Consider the following 19289-nt stretch of genomic DNA (forward strand, 5'->3'; position numbering starts at 1 on the left):
CTACCCGAGACTCGATCTTCTTGAGAACACGAAACTTACGTCACGTCATCAGACTTGTAAAATCGTGGACGGCGTTGCATGGCACGAATCACCGAGAGTTTTGAACTTTTGAGCATAGCTAAGCATAAATGGCAGTCATGCTGGTTCAGCGGGGATCACATCGTCGGCCACGAGGTCAAACTGAGCGTTGTTGATGCCGTTATTCAAGAGGAACTCACGGGCAGCTTCGGTTGCAAACAGCCAACCCCTAGGTTGCATCAACTGGAAGACGTAACGTGCCGGGATTTTATTCGGTAAAAAGGCGAATTTATGTACCGTCAATATCCGTCCTGTGGAAAAGTAGACGATGTTTGACTTCTCCTTGTCGAGGACCTCCAGCCGGTTCGTGCATAGGTAGTTGTAAGTGTCGAGATCGTTTACTTTTTCGGGGAGTCCAATAAAAGCATTGTCACTGAGTTCGTTCATCCAGTCCAACATGCGGCGTGACACAATGAAATGACCTGATCCGCCGATCAAATCGCACTGTGCGATCCTCTCATCGTCACAGAACACTTGGCCATGCGTCCACAACCGGGAAGGCACGAGCTCATCCAAAACCTGCCAATTGAATTCATGACTCGGGAGGTTGTCATTCTTAGGGCTCATCAGATCAATGATCGGCGAGCCTTCATTGACGTTCGGAGAGAGTTCATAGATTCTCATCGAAACAACCTTTGTCTTTCATCGTTACCCAGTTCAACCTGCCGAGTTCTTGGGGCGGACAAAAATGGAAGTAGGGCGAGTTTCCGCCTGCAAGCCTTGCTTTATCCTCTGTTGATCTCACTTCATTTCCGTTGTGTTAATCAATTGGCAAAGCATGCTTGCTCAGGGCCGCAAGCATGGCACGGATTATTGGCTGCTGTGTTGCCCAGGTTGATCCCCAATACCCCATCGAGCTCAATTCGATTTCTTCTGGAAGAACGTGGGTTCGGTGCCGGCGCGGAGGCGGGCGAGGTTGGATTTGTGGCGGTAGACAATGAGGATGGACAAGACGATCGCCATGATCGCCTGCGGAGTCGTCGCTCCCTGAAGGCCATCTGATGGCCGGAACGCCAAAGGAACCTGCCAGAAGATCAATTCAAACGCCAGGTATCCCGCCAGTGCAATAAGCGAACTGAGTGAAACAATCTTGTTGATCGCGAAGCTGCCAAAGAAGCAGATGGTCGCGACAAGCAATCCCCACGGAGAAGCCGCTCCGAGAGCTCCCAGTGAAGTCGCAATCCCTTTGCCACCTTTAAAGCCGAGCCAGATCGGGAACATGTGACCGATGACCGTCGTCATGGCTGACATGGGAATCACCCATGCACTGGCTGAGCCTGCATCACCTCCCAAACCAACAATCCCCGGAAGAAAGAGTGGCGGCAAATAGCCTTTGAGTGCATCAAGTACGAGGACCACCAGCCCCCACTTTTTGCCGAGTGAGCGACTGACGTTGGTGGCACCAATGTTGCCACTTCCCTCCTGGCGAATATCAATCCCGCGAACGACCCGCGCCATCAGCAATCCAAAAGGAATCGAACCAGCCAGATAGCTGGCCACAATCAGTAACACCCAGGGCATGAACCATCTTCCCCAACAAAAGTCGAATCTGCAGAACCATCTCCACATCGGGCAGCAGGAAAGTACAAAGTCCGGCGGAGGATGGAAACATCAGGGGGGAGAAATGCCTGTCTGTTGCCATGATCGAACTCTGCATGCCATGATTCGATGATCAGTGATTGGGAGACGGTTTTTCCCTGCGAGAAATAAACTTGTCAATCGTGAAAGAGCTTTGCGTTGTGAGTGATCCCACCGAATCTGAACATGAAGTTCCAGCCGACGAAAAGCCGCCGGGTGCCAGTGAGTGGTACTCGGCCGGGCTGAAGTTTCATTGCACGCAGTGCGGCAACTGCTGCACGGGAACACCCGGTTATGTGTGGCTCAGCACTCAGGAGATGATCGAGATCGCCGAGTTCCTGAGCATTTCCACAGGTGAACTGCGCCTCTTGCATACGAAAGTCGCTCAGGGGAAACTTTCTCTCGCCGACCACGCGAATGGCGATTGTGTCTTTCTGGATGGGGCTACACGCAAATGCCGCATTTACCCCGTGCGGCCTGCACAATGCCGCACCTGGCCCTTCTGGGAGAAAACCATTGAAACTCCCGAGGCGTGGCAAGCCACGTGCGAAGTTTGCCCCGGTGCTGGAAAGGGAGAACTCGTGCCACTTGAGATGATTCGGAAGAGTGCCCGGCAATCGCGGCTATGACGACTTGCTGCCATTCTCAGCGACACCGACTTGTGGATCGTAGCCGTACTTGTCAAAGAAATCCTTGAGCCGGCTGTAGATCATCTGCCGGGTCTCGTCGTCCATGATGAAGCGATTCTTTTTGTACTCTGACATCGCCTGGGCTTCGCGTTCAAAGATCGGTTTCATGCGATCCCAGCCTTCGAATCCCAGTGTCTCGTAAACACGCTTCATTTGTTCGACGGGATGAGCTTCGAGATCGGTATAGCGAATTTCCACGAGATTTTTCTCGGGGATCAAGTGCCGGGTTTCTTCGTAGGTCTTGAGGCAGGTATCGAGTGTCTCGAGAGTATCCTGGTAGAGGTTCTCCTCGGTGGGCTCGATAAAGCTGTTCTCCATGTACATCGTTCGCCGCAGGTGCAGGCTGGAAGAAAAGACGGCGTAAGGGTCACGATGAATGTAAACGAACTTCGCATCCGGGAAGAGTTCGAGCAAAGTCGCCACGCGATAGGTGTGCGAGGGTGATTTCATCACGATGGGCTTGTCGGCACGAACAGTCAGCTTTTTGACGAAGTTGACGAGTGAGCGTTTCCACTTCGCCTGATCGCTGGGGGACATGTGCCGGACATCGAAGGTGTGGCCGTAGTATTTCCGCTCATTGGGGAAGGCGACCATCAGATACGGCGATAGTTGTGTTTCGATCAGCAGGGCCACTTCGTCTTCCTGTGGCAATTTCCAGCCGGCGGGCATGTTGTCCATAGGCCGGGTCTTGGGAAGGAAGGGAGCAGCTAATTTGGAAATGACACTTTCGGTCAGCAGAAAGTGCTGTGGATACATCACCTGATACAAATTGGGATAGGTGAACTGCGAATCGAGCGTCATCAGGTTGTGGAGCAGGGTCGTTCCACTCCGCCAGTGCCCCAGAATAAAAATCGGTGGCTTCGTAACTTGGGTATTTTGGATTTTTCGGCCATAAATCAGGCCCGAAACGATGCCGTAAAACGAATTGAACGGGCAGATGAAAAACAGCGAAACCAGCCTGAGTGCGCGGGAATAATCCATCCGCGGGCGCTTGGCCATCAACTGCAACAGCCCGCCAAAGGTCAGCCCATGCCAGACGGTAAACAGACCCTGGCCAGTCGACTTAACCTTTGTGACCTCTCCGGAGGTCTGTACTTTCTTTGAAGCTGCATGTGACTGGTGAGCGTGATGATTTCCGCCCGATGAGGCCGCTGTGTTTGTAGATTTCAACTGACTGTCCAACGCTTGTTCGACAACTTCCGCAGGGGGATGGGACAGAGCAGAGCGAGCCTCGGGAGTTGTCGTCACTGGTGCTGTTCTCCTGGGCCGAAACCGGGGTGACCCCTTCAATAATTCTTGTCGCTTTGATCCACGCGGAAAGTGGACGAGCGCTCTCCATTGCGAATTGAATACCGGTATAAGTCAGTTCTGCGTTTGTCGCAACCGCAACCCCGGCTTCTTTTCTGCAACAGGCCCGCTGGCGCGCAAATTGCCTCATACTTTCTGGCAGCCTTAAACAGAGCAGAAATGTTGCCAAAGCACCTCAATTTTGGGGAAAATGACAACAGGCGATGCCAGGAGACAACGCGATGTGTCAAAAAAATCGATCAGCCCTCATCTTCGCAGATTCTGCACGTTGTGAATCCCTGGCGAAATCGTCAACTCTGTCACAAACTGGTTTCTGGCAGCACAGTGTGGCTGCTGAGCCACCAGTCTTTCCTTTTCGCCGGATCTCTTGGGGGCTGATGGCTCTCTGTGGGGCCCTGCTGTTTGCCACTCCGGCAGTGCAGGCCGAAGACTGGATGTTCAAGAGATCGTACTTCTCCCACCTGCCGCCAGAAGGAACTCCTCAAGAAGCCTGGTTGCCGAGAAGTCGTTCGGCCTATCGCACGGCTTATTATCAGGAACTTCCTTCACTCAGCTTCCGCAGTGAACTGCGCATTAACAACCGCGTGATCCAGGTTGGCCCCAGTACTGACCGTTCAATTCAGGCCGAGGGATTCATTCAGATTCAGCCGTAAGGGGTTGCAAAAACCTGGAGCGATGACTTTCGACTTAGCACGGAAGCTTATCAGGCGAAGAGCTCAGTGAAGTTCTCCGATGAGGAAACGGAACCTTGGGCTAAGCCTAAGGTGTCGCACAAGACGTTGAGCACTCTACCTTCAATGCCGTCGAGTGGCCAATAGGGCGTAGTGCCAAAGCCATTTTCAGCCCGGAATTTGAGCGTCTTGTGGCTCCACAAGCTTCGATCGCTCTCAGGAACAACAGTCCTTACGAGATCCCCGATTGTGACACAGCCAGTTGGCAAAGAGGTCTTCGATGATGCCACACCCTGGCTGATGCAATAGACCGTAAACACAAAACTCGCCGAACCCAGCAGATAGATGCTCAATCCCAGTGCTCCCCCCACGACATAGGCTGGCCAGAGTAGCATCAGCAAAATTATCAAGGCGAGCCATGCAGCTCCATCGGGTGAAGGATTCTGGAGCTCCGGCAAAGGAATCCCCGCTTGAATCTGCCATTGCTGCCATAAGGATTTGAGGCGTGGAGCCGGCAGCAGTTGATCGAGACGGGTGCTGGGACGCAGTCGGTGAAATGAAACTGGTAGAGAGCTTTTGATTTGAGTCCACATCCGGAACTCGGGCAACCTCGTCCAATTCAAATTCGAGCTCTTGTGAATGGCAGTCGATTCATCCCAGATTCTGCCCTCGCTGGCCAATTGATCCCGAATGATGATTGCCAAATCGCGTGGTGTTTTGACTGCTGAAAAATGTTTGTCATCCAGTTTGATGTCGAACGATTCTTCAAGATCCATAACGAATTCAACAAATTCAAGCCCCATCGTGGCCACCCTCCTCATGAGAGATTGTCGAATCCAGAATGAGAAAAACTATTTGGGAATCTGATATTCTTCAGCCAGAACGTTACTCAATCGTGGCGGACTCGCGGCCCTTGGCCACAATTTCATTCCAGCGAGTTTGGCTTAGTTCGTCAAAGATTTCTTTGCGGGCATCTTCGATCCCCAGTTCACCCGGGCGGATATCAGTCACTTCGATCAGGTGAAGACCCAGTGGCGATTCGACGGGTTGCCCCAATTCTCCCACTTGTTGCAGATAAGCGGCTCGACTGACTGCCGCCGGTAGCCGGCCGCGATAGCCGAACCAGCCCACATCTCCCCCCTGGCTGGCCGATGGAGATTCGCTGAATTGGCGGATCGCGGCTTCCATACTTAACTGCCCCGCTTGAATCCTGGCTTTGATCTCAGCCATTTTTTCACGAGTGGCTGCATCGGGCTGACCAGCGGGCCATTTGAGAAACAACTGTCGGGCACGCAGTCTTGTGCCATTCCAGCGTTTGGGCTGGCGTTTGAACTCGGCTGCAATGGCGGCATCGTTAATCTGAGATTGGCTGTAGACGTACCACGCCAGAGGTGTCGTGATATCGGCAGTCCACGCTGGTTCGGCTAACCCCCACGATTTCGTGATCGTCGGCAGATCGTAGCCAAAGTTTTTCCATTGCTGAATGAACTGTTCTTTACGTCTGGCGATATCAGCGTCGGCCACAGTGACCTTCTGCCGGGCGAGGAATTCCCGGATCAATTCGTTATCGACGAGTGTTTCTGTCAATGATTTGTGTGCGGCGGCAGCATCCTGGTCAGTGATGCCTCGTGAGATCCGCAGGAATTCCAATTGTGCCAAAGAAATCGGGCGGCCATTCACCCGGCGAACAATCACCTGATGCAGCGGCGTCTGCTTGCCCACCGACGTAGCCCGTGACTCCTGCTCACTGGCAAAAGCTGTCCTTCCATTATCGGGAAGTTCACCAAGTGCCAGAGTCAGGCAGAACCCCACCCAAAGAACGGCGGTCGTTTGGAAAAGTTTTTGGGTGTGCTGTTTTGGCGATGTCCCTAAGGAAGTTTTTTGAGAGAAGTCTGATTGACTCTGGGCAGGAGGCATGGCCAATCGAGGGAACGAATGCAAGGAGGGCATAAAACGTCACCAAAATCTTGAGCTGCAGCAGAAGCGTGTCGATCACCAGTGAATCGCTCGAGACCCGAAAGATTATCACTCTCCAGTTGAATCAGAAAGATGGATGCTGCTTCGCCAATCGATCAGACTCAAAAAACAGACCCGGAAGCAGCCATCCTAGGGGGGCGAAGGATGACTACTTCCGGGGCGATCGGAGTCGATATTGAAGCCGCATCTTCCTGAGAAGACTTGTACTTCGATGTGTGCGTTTTCAGCGGATTAGAAAAGCCATCGCCGAGCATCCATGCCAGCGATGGCGCGTGTCGGGCTGAGGGATCAGCCTGACGAAATTGAAGAAGGAAAACCTTCTTTGCCTGTGCAGCACATCCGTGTGCGTTCCAAGCGAGGCGAAACATAGGGATGACTTCCAATCAGGTCAACAGGGAGTTGAGGAAACTTGTTCGGGCAAATTTTGCCGATGCTGCCGGCCAACGTGAGTAGCCTGATTTCTAAAACCAAGGGGCCAGTGACTACTGGTCTCGCAAGCTGAAGTTTCCAGGTTGATATTCGTTCAGTCGAATTGACCTGCTACGCTCGTAGCGAATCTTGTGATGTCAAAATTTACGGGTTGTATCATTCACGCAAAATCGACTGGCGAGCCGATGGATGAATTCAGAGTCTGTCCGCAGGCTGAAGGTTGCCACATCAAGCCAGCCTGATGCCAGAACGAGGCCAGACAACAGACAGAACGGGATGTTTCAAATCCTTGGGGCGGGATAATTCTGGTATTGAAGACCAGTTGTTCGTCCTGACAACCGATTTGAGTCGTCTCTTTCGATGAAGCCACCTTGACACTTGGGCAGAGCCAGACCTACAGTTCGGCACTCTCAAATTCATCGCGAATGGAGTCGCAATGACCGCAACGATCTCGCTCTCTTCGGGTTTAGTTTCATCGGTTCCGTTTATCGATCTTGTGCCGCAGCACAATGCCATTGCCGACGAGGTGATGGCTGCCGTTCAGAAAGTCTTCGCGGAACAGCGATTTATTCTGGGCGAAGAAGTGGTTGCTCTGGAAAATGAAGTGGCGACTTATTGCGATGCCCGCTTCGCGATTGGCTGCAACTCGGGAACAGATGCGCTGATTATCGCTTTGCAGGCACTGGGGTTGAAACCAGGTGATGAAGTCATCACCTCGCCATTCTCGTTCTTTGCCACGGCCAGTTCGATTGTTCGTGCAGGTGCCAAGCCTGTCTTTGTGGACATCGACCCGAGAACGTTCAATCTCGATGCACAAGCTGTGGAAGATGCGATCACTCCCAATACCAAAGTGATCATGCCTGTGCATCTTTTTGGCCAGTGCTGTGATATGGAAACTCTCAATCGTCTGGCAACCAAGTATGGTCTGGCGATTGTGGAAGATGCCGCTCAGGCGATTGGTGCAGAGTACCAGGGTCGTAAAGCAGGTGTTCTCGGAAATGTTGGCTGCTTCAGTTTCTTCCCCACCAAAAACCTCGGTGGTGCTGGTGACGGCGGGATGATGACGACTGATGATCCCGAACTGGCAGCGCGACTCAAGCGATTGCGAGTGCATGGCGATATCGGTCAATACGAACATATTGAAGTGGGAATGAACAGTCGTCTCGACGCACTCCAGGCCGCGGTTTTGCGAGTCAAACTCCGTCATCTCGAATCGTGGACCGTCGCACGTCAGAAGAACGCGAAACGATATGCTCAAATGCTGACTCAGGCTGGTCTGACAGATTCGCTGATCATGCCTTCCAGCGATGCCACCAGCCGCCACGTTTACAACCAGTACTGTGTGCGCGTGAAAGATGGCCGCCGCGATGAAATTCTGAAAGAGCTTCGCGGTCGCCAGGTGGGCTGCATGGTCTATTACCCGAAACCACTGCACCTCCAGACCTGCTTTGCACCACTCGGATATCAGGCTGGCCAGTTCCCGGAAGCGGAAAAGGCCTGTCAGGATATTCTTGCACTCCCGATTTATCCTGAACTTCCCACGGCCCACCAGGATCGTGTGGTCTCGGCTCTCGTCGAAGTCTGTCACGGTGTGAGCGAATCTCAGGTCATTCGCAAAGCCGCCTAGTTCGCGGTATGCCGACAATTTTCGAGAGAGGTGCCCGTTGTACAAACTGGCACCTCTCTCGCTTTTTGTATCGCATCCCAGTGGCCACAATCCCAGTTGTCACAACGCGAACAATCCGCAGGTCGGTCGTGTCGACTCATGACTTGCATCGTGCGGGTGAACATTGTGCACACGGCCTCATCAGCGGGTAACTGTCGCGAATCGTTTGCATTCCGCACCTCTGTTGTCGATAGTTGCAGGAAAATTGAAGGTCTTCGAAAGAAAAATTTGAAATGTCAGACACTCCTGAGCATCTGCTGGCCGCCCGTCTTGAAAAGCTTGAGCGAATGGAAGCCCTGGGGCATGATCCCTGGGGGCAGCGTTTCGATGGACACATGCACATTGATGCCGCCCGGGCGAAGGCACCGGAAGAAAAGGGGATCGATGGCGAAGTGGTGCGTGTGGCCGGTCGTGTGATGCGCTGGAGCGATTCGGGCAAGCTGCGGTTTGGCACGATTCAGGATTACACCGGTCGTATTCAGGTGATGATCTCGAAGAAGGACATCGCTGAAGACCAGTGGGAACTGATGGAGTGCTTCCAGACGGGTGACCTGCTGGGGGTCGATGGAACTCTGCGCCGCACCAATACGGGCGAAATTTCTGTTTTTGCGACGAAGCTGCATGTCCTGGGTAAGAGCCTTTCACAGCCGCCGGAAAAGTGGCATGGCCTGCAGGATATCGAGACACTCCTCCGCCAGCGTTATCTCGACCTGATCTATAACGACGGTGTTCTTGCCCGTATGCTGCGGCGGTTGAAGATCATCGACTCGATCCGCCAAACACTTCGAGGGGAAGAGTTTTTCGAAGTGGAAACGCCCGTGCTGCATGCAATTGCCGGGGGGGCTGCCGCCCGGCCATTTATTACGCATCACAATGCGCTGGATATTCCGCTCTATCTGAGAATTGCTCTCGAATTGCATCTCAAGCGACTGATGGTCGGCGGGATTGAGAGGGTGTATGAAATTGGCCGCGTCTTCCGTAATGAAGGTGTCGATGCCACACATAACCCGGAATTTACCATGATCGAGCTGTATCAGGCTTATGCCGACTACAACATCATGATGGAACTGGCTGAGAAGATCATTTCTGAAGCCTGCAAGGCTGCCAATGATGGCAAGACAGTTGTCGAGTGGGGAGACAAGACTCTCGACTTCACACCACCATTTCAACGGGCCAGGTATGGCGACCTGTTCCTGAAGCACGCTGGCTGCGACATGCACGATGCGGCGGCAGTGGCTGACGTGGCCCGCAAGCTGCACATTCCGACCGAGGGCCGACACCACGATGTCATTGTCAACGATGTCTTCGAAGCAACTGTGGAAGATCATCTCGAAGGCCCTGTGTTCGTGATTGATTACCCATCGAGTATGTGCCCCCTCACAAAGCGCAAGAACGGCCAGCCCGAGATTGCAGAACGATTCGAACTCTTTATTCATGGTCTTGAACTGGCCAATGCCTATACGGAGTTGAACGATCCCAGGTTGCAGGAAGATCTGTTCAAGACACAACTGGCAGGTCTGGCAGAAGAAGACTCGATGGCAAAGATGGATCACGACTTTGTGCGTGCTCTCAAGGTTGGTATGCCTTGTGCGGGTGGCATGGGGATCGGAATTGACCGCCTCGTCATGCTGCTCACCAACACCAAGACCATTCGCGATGTGATCTTCTTCCCGCTGCTGAAGCCCGAAGTCGAGTAGTCTTTTTTCAAGTGGTGCGTCGTCCACAAGCCTTGATGTGCGGCAGGCCCATGTGCTGTCGCCCATTCAGTTTTTGTAAGACCTTCGTGTCGCTGCTATGATTTCGAGGAGGGTCAGGATTCCTGAGTGGCAGAGATCCACTTGAAGAACCTGACCATAACGGAATTCGAGCAGCGGCGCGATTTGAGCACAATATGGTCTTGCCTGACTGGCTGAAAGAACTGGGCATCTGGTACTTCCTGGGGGAATCACCGGCTGCACAGCCTGTCAAAGCCAGCCAGGCTGAGATGAGCCTCGTCTATCAAGACCCCTTCAGTTGGATTTTTGGATCAAGTCAGACCACGCTGTTTGGCTGGCTGGCCTTGATGGTCGTAGGGGGGGGCTTTTGCCTGCGTTTCTGGAGTCGCCTGGCACCACTTACGACGGCAAAAAAGAGTTTTCTGGTTGGATTACGGGTGGTCTCCCTGCTGTTGATCGTCGGGTTGCTCTGCCTGCCGGCCGTGGAAATTCGTGAAGTCGGGCTCCCACTTTTACCTGTGCTGATTGATACCTCCGGCAGTATGTCGATTGCCGATGTTCCGGTGAACGAAAAGATTTCTGCAGGTCGTGCTGAAATTGAAAAGATTTCCCGACTGGCTGCGATTCGCGAGGCACTCACGCGTGACGATTCACAATGGCTCAAACGACTTCAGAAGCGATTTGATCTCAGGCTGTATCAATTCTCTCATGAAGCAACACCCATCGAATGGCCACGTAGTCACTCACAGGGTTTCACAATTGAAGCCAAAGGACTGACTTCCCGGATTGGCCCCAGTATGCAACAGGTGATGGACGAACTGCGAGGCAGCCCGCTTGCTGGTGTCGTGGTGCTGACCGATGGTGTTCCCAATCCGTCGGCGGCTGAGGCACTCTCTACCGTCGGCAGTCTGCTGGCATCACGTTCGATTCCTGTTTTCCCCGTCGCGGTGGGGAGTGATCGTGAAGTTGCAGATCTCGAACTGGTCGAATTGAACTCAGACGACGTCGCCTTTCAGAATGATCCACTCATCGTGGCGGCTCAAATTAAAGGCAGCGGGATTCTCCCACAGACTGTGAAAGTCACATTGAAGGATGGTGCCTCAGGGAAGGTGCTTGAGACACGCGATCTGTTTCTCAACGGAGGCAAAAAGTTAGAAACTGTCGAGTTCTCCTGGATTCCTGAATCGCCGGGCGAATTTTCACTGGTGGCTGAAGTGGCGCCGCTGGCTGATGAACCTGATCAGGAAAACAATCGCCAGACACGTCAGGTCAAGGTTCGAGGAGATAAGCTGCGAGTCTTACTTGTCGAATCGACGCCGCGCTACGAGTTCCGATTTCTTAAACAGTTTCTCGAGCGGGAACCCTCTGTCGAACTGCAGACACTTCTCCAGGAAGCGGATCTCGAGTATGCAAAAGAGGATCGCACAGCGATCCGGAATTTCCCGATTCGACGGGAAGATTTTGCGGCCCTCGATGTCCTCATTCTCGGCGATATCGAACCCCGCCTGCTCAGTCCCTCGAGCCTGGAGTTGATTGATGACTTTGTTCGCAATCAGGGGGGAGGTTTGATTGTGATCGCTGGGGAATTGAACAATCCTTTCCAGTGGAATGGATCGATACTCGAGAAACTGCTGCCATTCCGAGTCAGTGATGCCCAACTTCCCGAGCGTGCGGATACTCCCTTCCAGCCACTATTAACACTCGAAGCGACCCGTGGCTCGCGATTATTTCGATTCGCGCAGTCTCCCGCAGAGAATCAGTCGATCTGGAATGAGTTAGCTCCATGGTTCTGGAGTCTGCAGATCAATGCCCTTAAGCCCGGGGCTTCGGTACTGGTTGAACGTCAAGATCGTGGCCAGCGAACGGCCAGTCCATTGATCATTCTGCAGCGTGTCGGAGTCGGGAAAGTTCTGTTTCTTGCGACAGATGAAACCTGGCGGTGGCGTTTTCGCCAGGGTGATCATTTATTCGGCAAATTCTGGATTCAGGCGATACGGTTTATGAGTCGCCGGCAGAATGACGACGAGGACCCCGTTCGCTTTGTGGCAGATCGTTCGACCTATGAAATTGGCCAGAAAGTTCACCTGACACTCGAAGTGCGTGATGAACGGGCCTTACCGCAGGGAACGGAAAAACTCATCGCTCAGGTCGAATCTGCAGAGGGACAACGAGAAACCATAGAGCTCCGGCGGACAGGACAATCCGCGGCTGTTTTCGAAGCGGACTGGACTCCCGTTCGTGAGGGGACGTATCGCCTGCAGATGGTGGATGACAAACTGCTGGCCAGGCTGCCGCTACTCTCGATTCTGGTCACGGCGCCGCAGAAAGAACTTCTGGCAACAGCCGCCAATACGGGGGATCTGAAGCTGGCTGCAGAAGCGACTCGTGGTCAGTATCTGCCGATCGATCGAATCGAGGAACTTCCTGAGCTGTTGCCTCGCAGCCAGTTGTTACCAGTAGCGACAATTGAATCGGTGAGAATCTGGAATCGCTGGGAGTTGTTGATTCTGCTGGGAAGCGTGATCTGCCTGGAATGGGGGCTGCGCAGACGCTGGCAGACGCTATAATCGGCAGTTGCTCCGGAAGGTTGAGCGAACCGATCTCCCACGGATTGATGGGAGTAATGAGGTGAGTTGATGGCCAGCCAATCACGAAATGCGGGATGGTCTGGCGAACTTAAGGGAACAGAGCACTCTCGAAGATCCGCTCCTGCCACATTCGGAAAATCGTCTGCTCAAAAGATTCTCGATACGTTCGCAGATCTGCAGCGTTTCATTAGCTGGCATCGAGCGATGCAGGGGTTTTGCCTGCTGATCATCTGGTGGAGCCTCGTGACTCTGGTCGGCGGAACGTTTGACTACTGGCTGCGTCCAGCCGACTGGCCTTCCCGATCGTTATGGCTGATCCTCTTTCTGGGTGTGGGAAGCTATGGGATTCGAACGCTCTGGCGAAGCTCGTCGCTTGAAACATTCAATGCTATTGGGCTGGGGCTACAACTGGAGCGGAAGCAACCCCAACTGGTTGATCGACTGGCCAGTGGACTCGAGTTTTCATCACGAGCTTTCCATCAGGACGCTGGATCGATTGCTTTACAAAAATATGCTGTCGATCTTGCCGCCAGTAAACTTCCCCGCAAACCTGCCGAACTCGTCGTCAATTCTGGCCATACTTTACGTCTGGCAGTCATGGCGGTGACCTTCCTGGCCGTGCTGGCTGGTTTCGTCATGATGCGCCCCGTGTTGGCACGCACGGCTCTGGCTCGCCTGTATACGCCCTGGCTGGCGGTCAACTGGCCTGAAAATGTGCACCTGCAGATTCTTTCGGCGAAAGATGGTCTTCCCGCATCACTCTCGTACAAACTGATGGATCCAGTTCCGTTTTCACACCTGACGAGAGCTGAGCAGATTGATTCTGCTCCCTCCAGTGAGGAGATTCCGCTTGATCACCGGCTGGGGAGCACTCTGGATGTTCTGGTCTATAACCGCCGCGGAAAGCTACCCGATCATTTACAGCTTGAGACCACTACGTCAGAACCAGTGGATGCGCATTCAATTCAAAATGTGACGCCGATGACTCCTGCCGGTGTGGCACTCAATATTCCCGATCCTCGCCCACTCGAAAAATTTCTGCCGAAGCAGATTTCACCTGTGGAAGTCAAAAACGGTGTGTTGAACCGCTTCACGGAGATGGCACTTTTTCAATTGCCGGTCACTCAGAACCGCATGTGGTTTCGTGTTGCCGGTGGAGATCATGCGACGGCGTGGCGGTTGATTCGAGGGATTGAGCCCGTTCGTCTGGAGCGATTTCAGATTCGTTTAGAACCACCGACTTATCTGCGCCAGCCTCAAGTGACACTTCCTGAGAATGTGGGGAGCTTTGAGGCTCCCGTGGGATCGAGAGTTTTTTTCGAGGGCACAACATCACGCCAGACCACATCGGCCCGGTTGCGATTCGGCGATGGAAAAACCTTAAAGCTGCGACTTTTGCCCAAGACACAGGAAGTACAAGGTGTCTTTGCACTCACACAGCCAGGAACTGGTTCATGGACGATCGAACTTTCGGATGCGACTGGCATTCAAGAGATCGACCCCGCTCGATTTTCCTTTCGAGTGATTGCCGACCAGGCCCCTATTGTCACTCTCGAAGCCCCTGAAACCGATCTGACGGTCACTCTGCAAGCGATGATCCCTTTGAAGGCTCGTGCCCGCGATGATCACAGCCTGGCACTGACTGGATTTGCCTACCGCTGGAGTGGATCAGCTCAGTGGGAAACGCTGGCCTCATGGCCTGTGAGTTTCGACAATCAGGGAACGGAGCCGACTACGGCCGAAAGGCAATCTCAGTTCGAAACCACGCTCGATCTTGCCAGTTTGACGGTTCCAGAATCTTCCCCAAGGGAAATGAAAATCTCGGTCATGGCGTTTGCTCGAGACCGATTTCATCTGGGAACTGCGCCCGAAGATGCCGCTGGAGACGAAGTCGGCCATGAGGGCCGCAGCACAATTCGCTGGATTACGATACTTACGGCATCAGAAAAGCAGAATGAACTGGCAGAACGTGTCCTGAGCCAGATCGAGGCTCTCAGAAGAGTTCGAGAGAGACTGGAAAAAGGTCGGGAGACGGCCATTGAATGGGCCAAAGCTCAGCAGCGGTTCCAGGCAGAAAAGTCGAATGATCCTCCCGACGCCACACTTCAGGAACTGGGGCGACAACTGACGCAAGCCAACGAACAGGCACGCCAGCAGGTGGAAGCGAACATTATTCCCGAGTTCGAGCGCATTCGTCGGGAAGGGATTGACAATCAGGTCATCGATGAAACGCAAGCAAGAGAATGGCAAGCGGTGCAAGAGGAACTCCGGGAACTGACGACTGGCCCACTGACCGATTTAGCAGAGCTTTCCTCGAAAGCCTCACGACCCATTTCTCAAAAGGAAACGACCCCTGCGAAAGATAATTCTGATCCATCCCAGACTGACCCGTCTCAGACGCTGGCCGAGGCTCTCCGGCAGAACCACGAAGCGGCCATCGAGACGACCAGCGCTCTGATTTCTCGATTGAGTCAGTGGGAGGGGAAGCGGGGATTGCAGCGGGAACTTGATGAACTGCAAAAGCAGCAAGCCGCTCTGCAGAAGGAATCGGCTGAGCTTGCGACAGAAACGATTGCCCGTGGTGAAATGGAGTTGAGCAGCCAACAGAAAAGCCAGTTACTCACGTTGAAAGATCGTCAACGGGCCCTGGCAGGACGTGTGGAACAATGGCGAAAAACGCTTGGTCAACTGCAAGCGGGAACTCGATCAGCCAATGCCGAGATGGACCTTGAAGATCGCCGGAGCCTGAAGAGTTCTCAACAGATTTTCGATCAGGCGGCACTCCAGGAGCTGGCTCTGGATGCGGCTGAACATCTGGCTGAAAACCAGTTGGGAAAGGCAGCGGAAAAACAGACGCAGCTCCTCAATGGCATGGAGAAACTTCGGCAGGAGTTTTTGAATCGACCGCCCGCAGCCGATGAGTTATTGCTGGGGAAAATCGAAAACCTCGAACGGGATGTTCAGGAAGAACTCTTCAAAATATTGAGCCAGCCCGATCAGAACAGTACCGATGAAGAACAACTGCAAAAACGGACGCGCGATGAGGAACTCTCGGCGAGGGCCAGCAAGCTGAGTTTGAGACGAGCAGCTGCAACACTCGAACAAGCGGCGGAGGTCATCTCACCGCGCAACGGTAAAAACTCCGATACTTCTGGCAAAGATGAGGAGCCGGACGAACTGTCCCCCGAAGAACTCACTCTCCGACGCCAGCGGGAACAGCAGCGGCGGGAACTGATGGAACAGGCCACACGGGAAATCGCTCAAGAACGCCGCCTGTTGCAGGAAAAGCTGCTTGCCGAGAAGATTTCGAAAGTCGTGGATCAGCTTCAATCGTTGCTGGAGCGTGTGCAGGCACAAGATGCAGAAATTCAGCGTTTGGCTCAGATTGGTGGAACGGCGGGCCAATTCAGCAGATCACAATTGAAAACGATTATTGGTGTGGCAGAAGCCACAGCATCGATTCGTGATGAGTTAGGTGCGATTGCAGAGAACGTGGCACCGGCAGAAATTTTATCGTGGAGCATCCGTCAAACGTCTGAACTGGCAGGTCATATCGCTCGCGATCTGCGGGAACGACGGGTTGAACCCATGGCCCGGGAGCGCAGCCAGCAGTTGATCAAACGACTCTTGGCCATCGTGCAGGTACTCCGTGAATCGTCCTCAAGCCAGGCACAATCCGGGGCTGGTGGCGGGCGTTCCACCGAGAATGGTCCCGTAAATCAGGAAGGAAGTGGCCCACCCGCTGAAGCGATTTCCAAGCTGGTACAACTGCGGCTTATTCGCGACTTGCAGCAGGATCTCATGGCGCGAACCAAAGAGTTTGAGGCGGGCGATGCTCAGGAAACAACAGACGTTCAACGCGAACAACTCGCCCAGGAACAGGCGGAACTTCGTGAGCTGCTTTCGAACCTGCTGGATCAACTCTCTTCGCAGGCTTCAAGTGGTCCTGGTGAGAAGCCACTTTCGGAACAGCCGGCACCGAATCCTCCGCTCAAAGACTCAACAGACAGGCCCATCGATCGTTCATTCAATAGGCCTGCAGACGAAGTGGGACAGCCATGAAACCATTTAAGAATTCTGTTCTCACAAAGATGATGGCGAGTTGGCTGCTACCTGGCTTCATGTTGCTATCCGTAGTGAATACCGCACCAGCAGGTTCATCGGAACCTGACGGAGCACTCCGTCCTGATGAAAACCAGCCAGTCGCCACCCAGCCTGACCAGCCGGTGAAATCATCTGCACCACGCCAGTCTCCGCAGCAACTTTCGGCGGAACTCCTGAAGCAGATCGATCAGTCGGAGGCGGCACTGCGCTCTGCAAAACCAGACCGCCCCAGAGCCACAGCCGAGCCCCCCGCTTCTTTGCATCAAAAGAACTCCATCGAGTTGTTGAACAAACTCATTCAGCAACTTGAACAGCAATCTGAGAATTCTGATACCCCCGGAGGCTCTCCCGAAAGTCATTCTTCTCCTGCCAATCCCGATGCTTCGTCCAAGCCCGAATCTGGCATGTCTCAAGGTCAGTCTTCTGAGAAAGAATCTTCGCGGCCACAAAAAGAGACGACCACCAAAGATCAGGCTGCGAAGAACGACGCATCCCCACAGGGAAGCTCGCAAAAGCAAGGTGACAACGCGAACGCGAATGAAGCAGAAGCTGGCAACCGCGAACGCGAACGACTGGCCAAGGAAGCTGCCCGCAAGCGACAACTCGAAGTCGATGTCTGGGGTCATCTGCCCGATACGGTGCGTGGTGAACTGCTCAACTCTTTTGATGAGCGAATTCTCCCCTCGTATGAGCGGCTGGTCAAGAAATATTACGAGGCTCTGGCGGAAGCTCAGCCGGCATCCGGTGGTGCCAATGGGTCATCATCATCAGCAGCCGGTCGCAAGTCGCCATCGGGCAAGGATTGAGTTGTTGGCACATAGTCGACATGCCAGAGATACAGTCCGTGGGCCGGTGCTGTTTCACCCGCCCGTCGGCGATCCTGCAGATCGACAATCTCACGCAGTTTTTCCGGGCCCCACTTGCCGCGACCAATATGGATCAACGTCCCGGCAATCGTGCGCACCATGTTGTAAAGAAATCCGTCGGCCGTGATCTCCATGCAGAGGAACTCCCCCTCAGGATCGGGTTGGCATTCCTCAGATGGAGGGCCGTTTTCTCCCAGCAGATTCCAGTTTCGAATGCGTTGCACACTGGCCTTTACGACGGTTCGCACACTGGTTTTTCGATTAGGCCATTGAGTTTCGAGGCTGCGAAAATCGAATGTGCCCACGATCTGCCGAATGGCGAAATCCATGGCCGATTCATCGAGCCTCGTCCGATGCCAGAGTGCGTACTGCCGATAGAAAGGTGACCAGACGGGCGCGTTGTGAAAGAGATAGCGATAAGTTTTGAGTCGGGCATGAAACTGGGCATGGAAACCTGATTGCACATCTTCGACCTGCCGGATCACGATGTCATCGGGCAGGAATCTTTGCAGTGCTGGTCGAAAGTTGGCGGCAGGAACGGGACTGTTCGTGGAAAAACTGACCACTTGCCCAACGGCATGAACACCGGCATCTGTCCGCCCAGCCGCATAAAGGACCGGAGTCTCGGCGGTGAATTCTTGAATCGCCTGCATGAGCGTCGATTGAATGCTCACGCCATTGGGCTGAGTTTGCCAGCCGCAATAGGCCGTTCCATCGTAGGCGATGGTCAGCTTCAATGTTCGCGAGAGATCGTTCACTGGTCGTGAAAGAAACCTTTACTGTAGGGCAGGCTCCCGCCTGCCGGTGGTGGTATGTGGCTGCGTTAATCAAGGGCTCGCGCAGGCGACGGTGTGGCTGGGGTCAAACGTCCTCGTTTGCCCCCAGTTCATGGAACTATGATCGTTTTTGATGAAGAGCTTTAAAAGTCATGAATGTATGTCTCGGATGCATTTGCGCTGGAGAACTTGATTGACCAGGGGGCGGATGAAGACATCCGACCCCTGCTACCCTGCCGATTAATGGGACATCTCAAAAAGTTGTTGAGGTAACGGATGCCAGGATGGGTGCATTCGCATGCACCCTACACTTTTAAGCCACTTGATCGGCAGGCGGGAGCCTGCCCTGCCAGATCGCGCCTCAGGCAACGGGGCGGCGGGGTGCGATGTGAGCTTTCCCCACCCAGGGCCTCAAGATCTCCGGAATTTCAATCCCGCCGTCAGCCAACTGATAGTTTTCCAACACGGCAATCAGGGCACGACTGATGGCGACACAGGTTCCATTGAGTGTGTGGACATGCTGCGTGCCCTTCTTTTCCGGGAGACGGCAGCGAATCCCCAGCCGACGCGATTGAAAATCGGTGCAGTTGGATGCCGATGTCACTTCGCCAAAGGTGTTGCGGCCGGGCATCCAGGCTTCTAAATCGTACTTGCGATAGGCTGGTGCTCCGAGGTCTCCACTGCAGGTATCGAGAACCTGATAAGGGATGCCCAACTGCTGGAAGACTTCTTCTTCGATCGCCACGATCTCTTCGTGCATCGCGTTGTTTTATTCCACACTTTTCTGCATGTGACGTTTTCGCCTTATAAGCCTTGCGACTGTTCGTCTGTATCAGGTTTAGTT

Annotated in this window: 13 protein-coding genes and 1 pseudogene; 7 read left to right on the top strand and 7 right to left on the bottom strand. The window is 53.7% G+C overall.

All coding sequences use genetic code 11. From position 1 onward, the window contains the following. Window positions 1–135 precede the first annotated feature (135 nt). Both A6X21_RS10925 and plsY read right to left on the bottom strand, forming a co-directional pair. Window positions 136–702 (bottom strand): imm11 family protein, encoded by a 567-nt coding sequence (locus tag A6X21_RS10925; RefSeq protein WP_068847802.1) that lies wholly within the window; start codon window positions 700–702, stop codon window positions 136–138. A 234-nt stretch (window positions 703–936) separates the two neighbouring features. Further along, window positions 937–1599 (bottom strand): glycerol-3-phosphate 1-O-acyltransferase PlsY, encoded by a 663-nt coding sequence (gene plsY, locus A6X21_RS10930; protein ID WP_068847803.1) that lies wholly within the window; start codon window positions 1597–1599, stop codon window positions 937–939. Between the two features lie 218 nt (window positions 1600–1817). Here plsY and A6X21_RS10935 point away from each other — a divergent pair, with 218 nt between their 5' ends. Continuing rightward, complete coding sequence (locus A6X21_RS10935; RefSeq protein ID WP_068847804.1) at window positions 1818–2285, top strand: YkgJ family cysteine cluster protein; 468 nt, start codon at window positions 1818–1820, stop codon at window positions 2283–2285. Here the strand turns inward: A6X21_RS10935 and A6X21_RS10940 are convergent. Continuing rightward, window positions 2280–3593 (bottom strand): sulfotransferase family protein, encoded by a 1314-nt coding sequence (locus A6X21_RS10940; RefSeq protein WP_068847805.1) that lies wholly within the window; start codon window positions 3591–3593, stop codon window positions 2280–2282. The two genes, A6X21_RS10935 and A6X21_RS10940, sit on opposite strands and share 6 nt — an antisense overlap. A 281-nt stretch (window positions 3594–3874) precedes the next feature. Here A6X21_RS10940 and A6X21_RS10945 point away from each other — a divergent pair, with 281 nt between their 5' ends. Then, on the top strand, window positions 3875–4306 hold the full coding sequence (locus A6X21_RS10945) for a hypothetical protein (protein WP_068847806.1): 432 nt from the start codon (window positions 3875–3877) through the stop codon (window positions 4304–4306). Window positions 4307–4356: 50 nt separating this feature from the next. Here the strand turns inward: A6X21_RS10945 and A6X21_RS10950 are convergent, their stop codons facing one another. Both A6X21_RS10950 and A6X21_RS10955 read right to left on the bottom strand, forming a co-directional pair. Further along, on the bottom strand, window positions 4357–5127 hold the full coding sequence (locus tag A6X21_RS10950) for an acyl carrier protein (RefSeq protein WP_068847807.1): 771 nt from the start codon (window positions 5125–5127) through the stop codon (window positions 4357–4359). Between the two features lie 82 nt (window positions 5128–5209). After that, entirely contained in the window at window positions 5210–6274 is a 1065-nt protein-coding gene (locus A6X21_RS10955) for a peptidylprolyl isomerase (RefSeq protein WP_068847808.1), read from the bottom strand. A gap of 892 nt (window positions 6275–7166) precedes the next feature. On the opposite strand from A6X21_RS10955, the gene A6X21_RS10965 reads away from it, so the two are divergent. From A6X21_RS10965 to A6X21_RS10985, 5 genes are all read left to right on the top strand, one after another. Next, the gene (locus tag A6X21_RS10965) at window positions 7167–8357 is read left to right on the top strand and encodes a DegT/DnrJ/EryC1/StrS family aminotransferase (RefSeq protein WP_068847810.1); all 1191 of its coding nucleotides are present in this window, start codon (window positions 7167–7169) and stop codon (window positions 8355–8357) included. A 272-nt stretch (window positions 8358–8629) separates the two neighbouring features. After that, window positions 8630–10093, top strand: a complete 1464-nt coding sequence (gene lysS, locus A6X21_RS10970; RefSeq protein WP_068847811.1) for a lysine--tRNA ligase — start codon at window positions 8630–8632, stop codon at window positions 10091–10093. A gap of 194 nt (window positions 10094–10287) precedes the next feature. Then, window positions 10288–12678, top strand: a complete 2391-nt coding sequence (locus tag A6X21_RS10975) for a hypothetical protein (protein WP_068847813.1) — start codon at window positions 10288–10290, stop codon at window positions 12676–12678. Between the two features lie 69 nt (window positions 12679–12747). Next, entirely contained in the window at window positions 12748–16761 is a 4014-nt protein-coding gene (locus tag A6X21_RS10980) for a coiled-coil domain-containing protein (protein ID WP_068847814.1), read from the top strand. Next, entirely contained in the window at window positions 16758–17609 is an 852-nt protein-coding gene (locus tag A6X21_RS10985) for a hypothetical protein (RefSeq protein WP_068847816.1), read from the top strand. Before A6X21_RS10980 ends, A6X21_RS10985 begins: the two co-directional genes overlap by 4 nt. On the opposite strand, the gene truA is transcribed toward A6X21_RS10985, so the two are convergent. Both truA and A6X21_RS10995 read right to left on the bottom strand, forming a co-directional pair. Beyond that, a complete protein-coding gene (gene truA, locus A6X21_RS10990; RefSeq protein WP_068847818.1) occupies window positions 17534–18427 on the bottom strand; it encodes a tRNA pseudouridine(38-40) synthase TruA in 894 nt (297 codons plus the stop codon). The genes A6X21_RS10985 and truA overlap by 76 nt on opposite strands. A 379-nt stretch (window positions 18428–18806) precedes the next feature. Continuing rightward, window positions 18807–19214 (bottom strand): annotated as a pseudogene (locus A6X21_RS10995) (aminoacyl--tRNA ligase-related protein); the annotation flags it as partial. Between the last annotated feature and the right edge of the window lie 75 nt (window positions 19215–19289).

Origin of the sequence: Planctopirus hydrillae (assembly GCF_001707835.1) — a bacterium.
GTDB classification, from domain to species: Bacteria; Planctomycetota; Planctomycetia; order Planctomycetales; family Planctomycetaceae; genus Planctopirus; species Planctopirus hydrillae.

What these genes read in the sequence shown, in the direction of transcription:
- lysS (WP_068847811.1), top strand. Translation starts at nt 8,630, where the DNA reads ATGTCAGACACTCCTGAGCATCTGCTGGCCGCCCGTCTTGAAAAGCTT.
- A6X21_RS10945 (WP_068847806.1), top strand. Translation starts at nt 3,875, where the DNA reads ATGTGTCAAAAAAATCGATCAGCCCTCATCTTCGCAGATTCTGCACGT.
- A6X21_RS10985 (WP_068847816.1), top strand. Translation starts at nt 16,758, where the DNA reads ATGAAACCATTTAAGAATTCTGTTCTCACAAAGATGATGGCGAGTTGG.
- A6X21_RS10965 (WP_068847810.1), top strand. Translation starts at nt 7,167, where the DNA reads ATGACCGCAACGATCTCGCTCTCTTCGGGTTTAGTTTCATCGGTTCCG.
- A6X21_RS10975 (WP_068847813.1), top strand. Translation starts at nt 10,288, where the DNA reads ATGGTCTTGCCTGACTGGCTGAAAGAACTGGGCATCTGGTACTTCCTG.
- A6X21_RS10925 (WP_068847802.1), bottom strand. Translation starts at nt 702, where the DNA reads ATGAGAATCTATGAACTCTCTCCGAACGTCAATGAAGGCTCGCCGATC.
- A6X21_RS10955 (WP_068847808.1), bottom strand. Translation starts at nt 6,274, where the DNA reads ATGCCCTCCTTGCATTCGTTCCCTCGATTGGCCATGCCTCCTGCCCAG.
- plsY (WP_068847803.1), bottom strand. Translation starts at nt 1,599, where the DNA reads ATGCCCTGGGTGTTACTGATTGTGGCCAGCTATCTGGCTGGTTCGATT.
- A6X21_RS10980 (WP_068847814.1), top strand. Translation starts at nt 12,748, where the DNA reads ATGGCCAGCCAATCACGAAATGCGGGATGGTCTGGCGAACTTAAGGGA.
- A6X21_RS10950 (WP_068847807.1), bottom strand. Translation starts at nt 5,127, where the DNA reads ATGGGGCTTGAATTTGTTGAATTCGTTATGGATCTTGAAGAATCGTTC.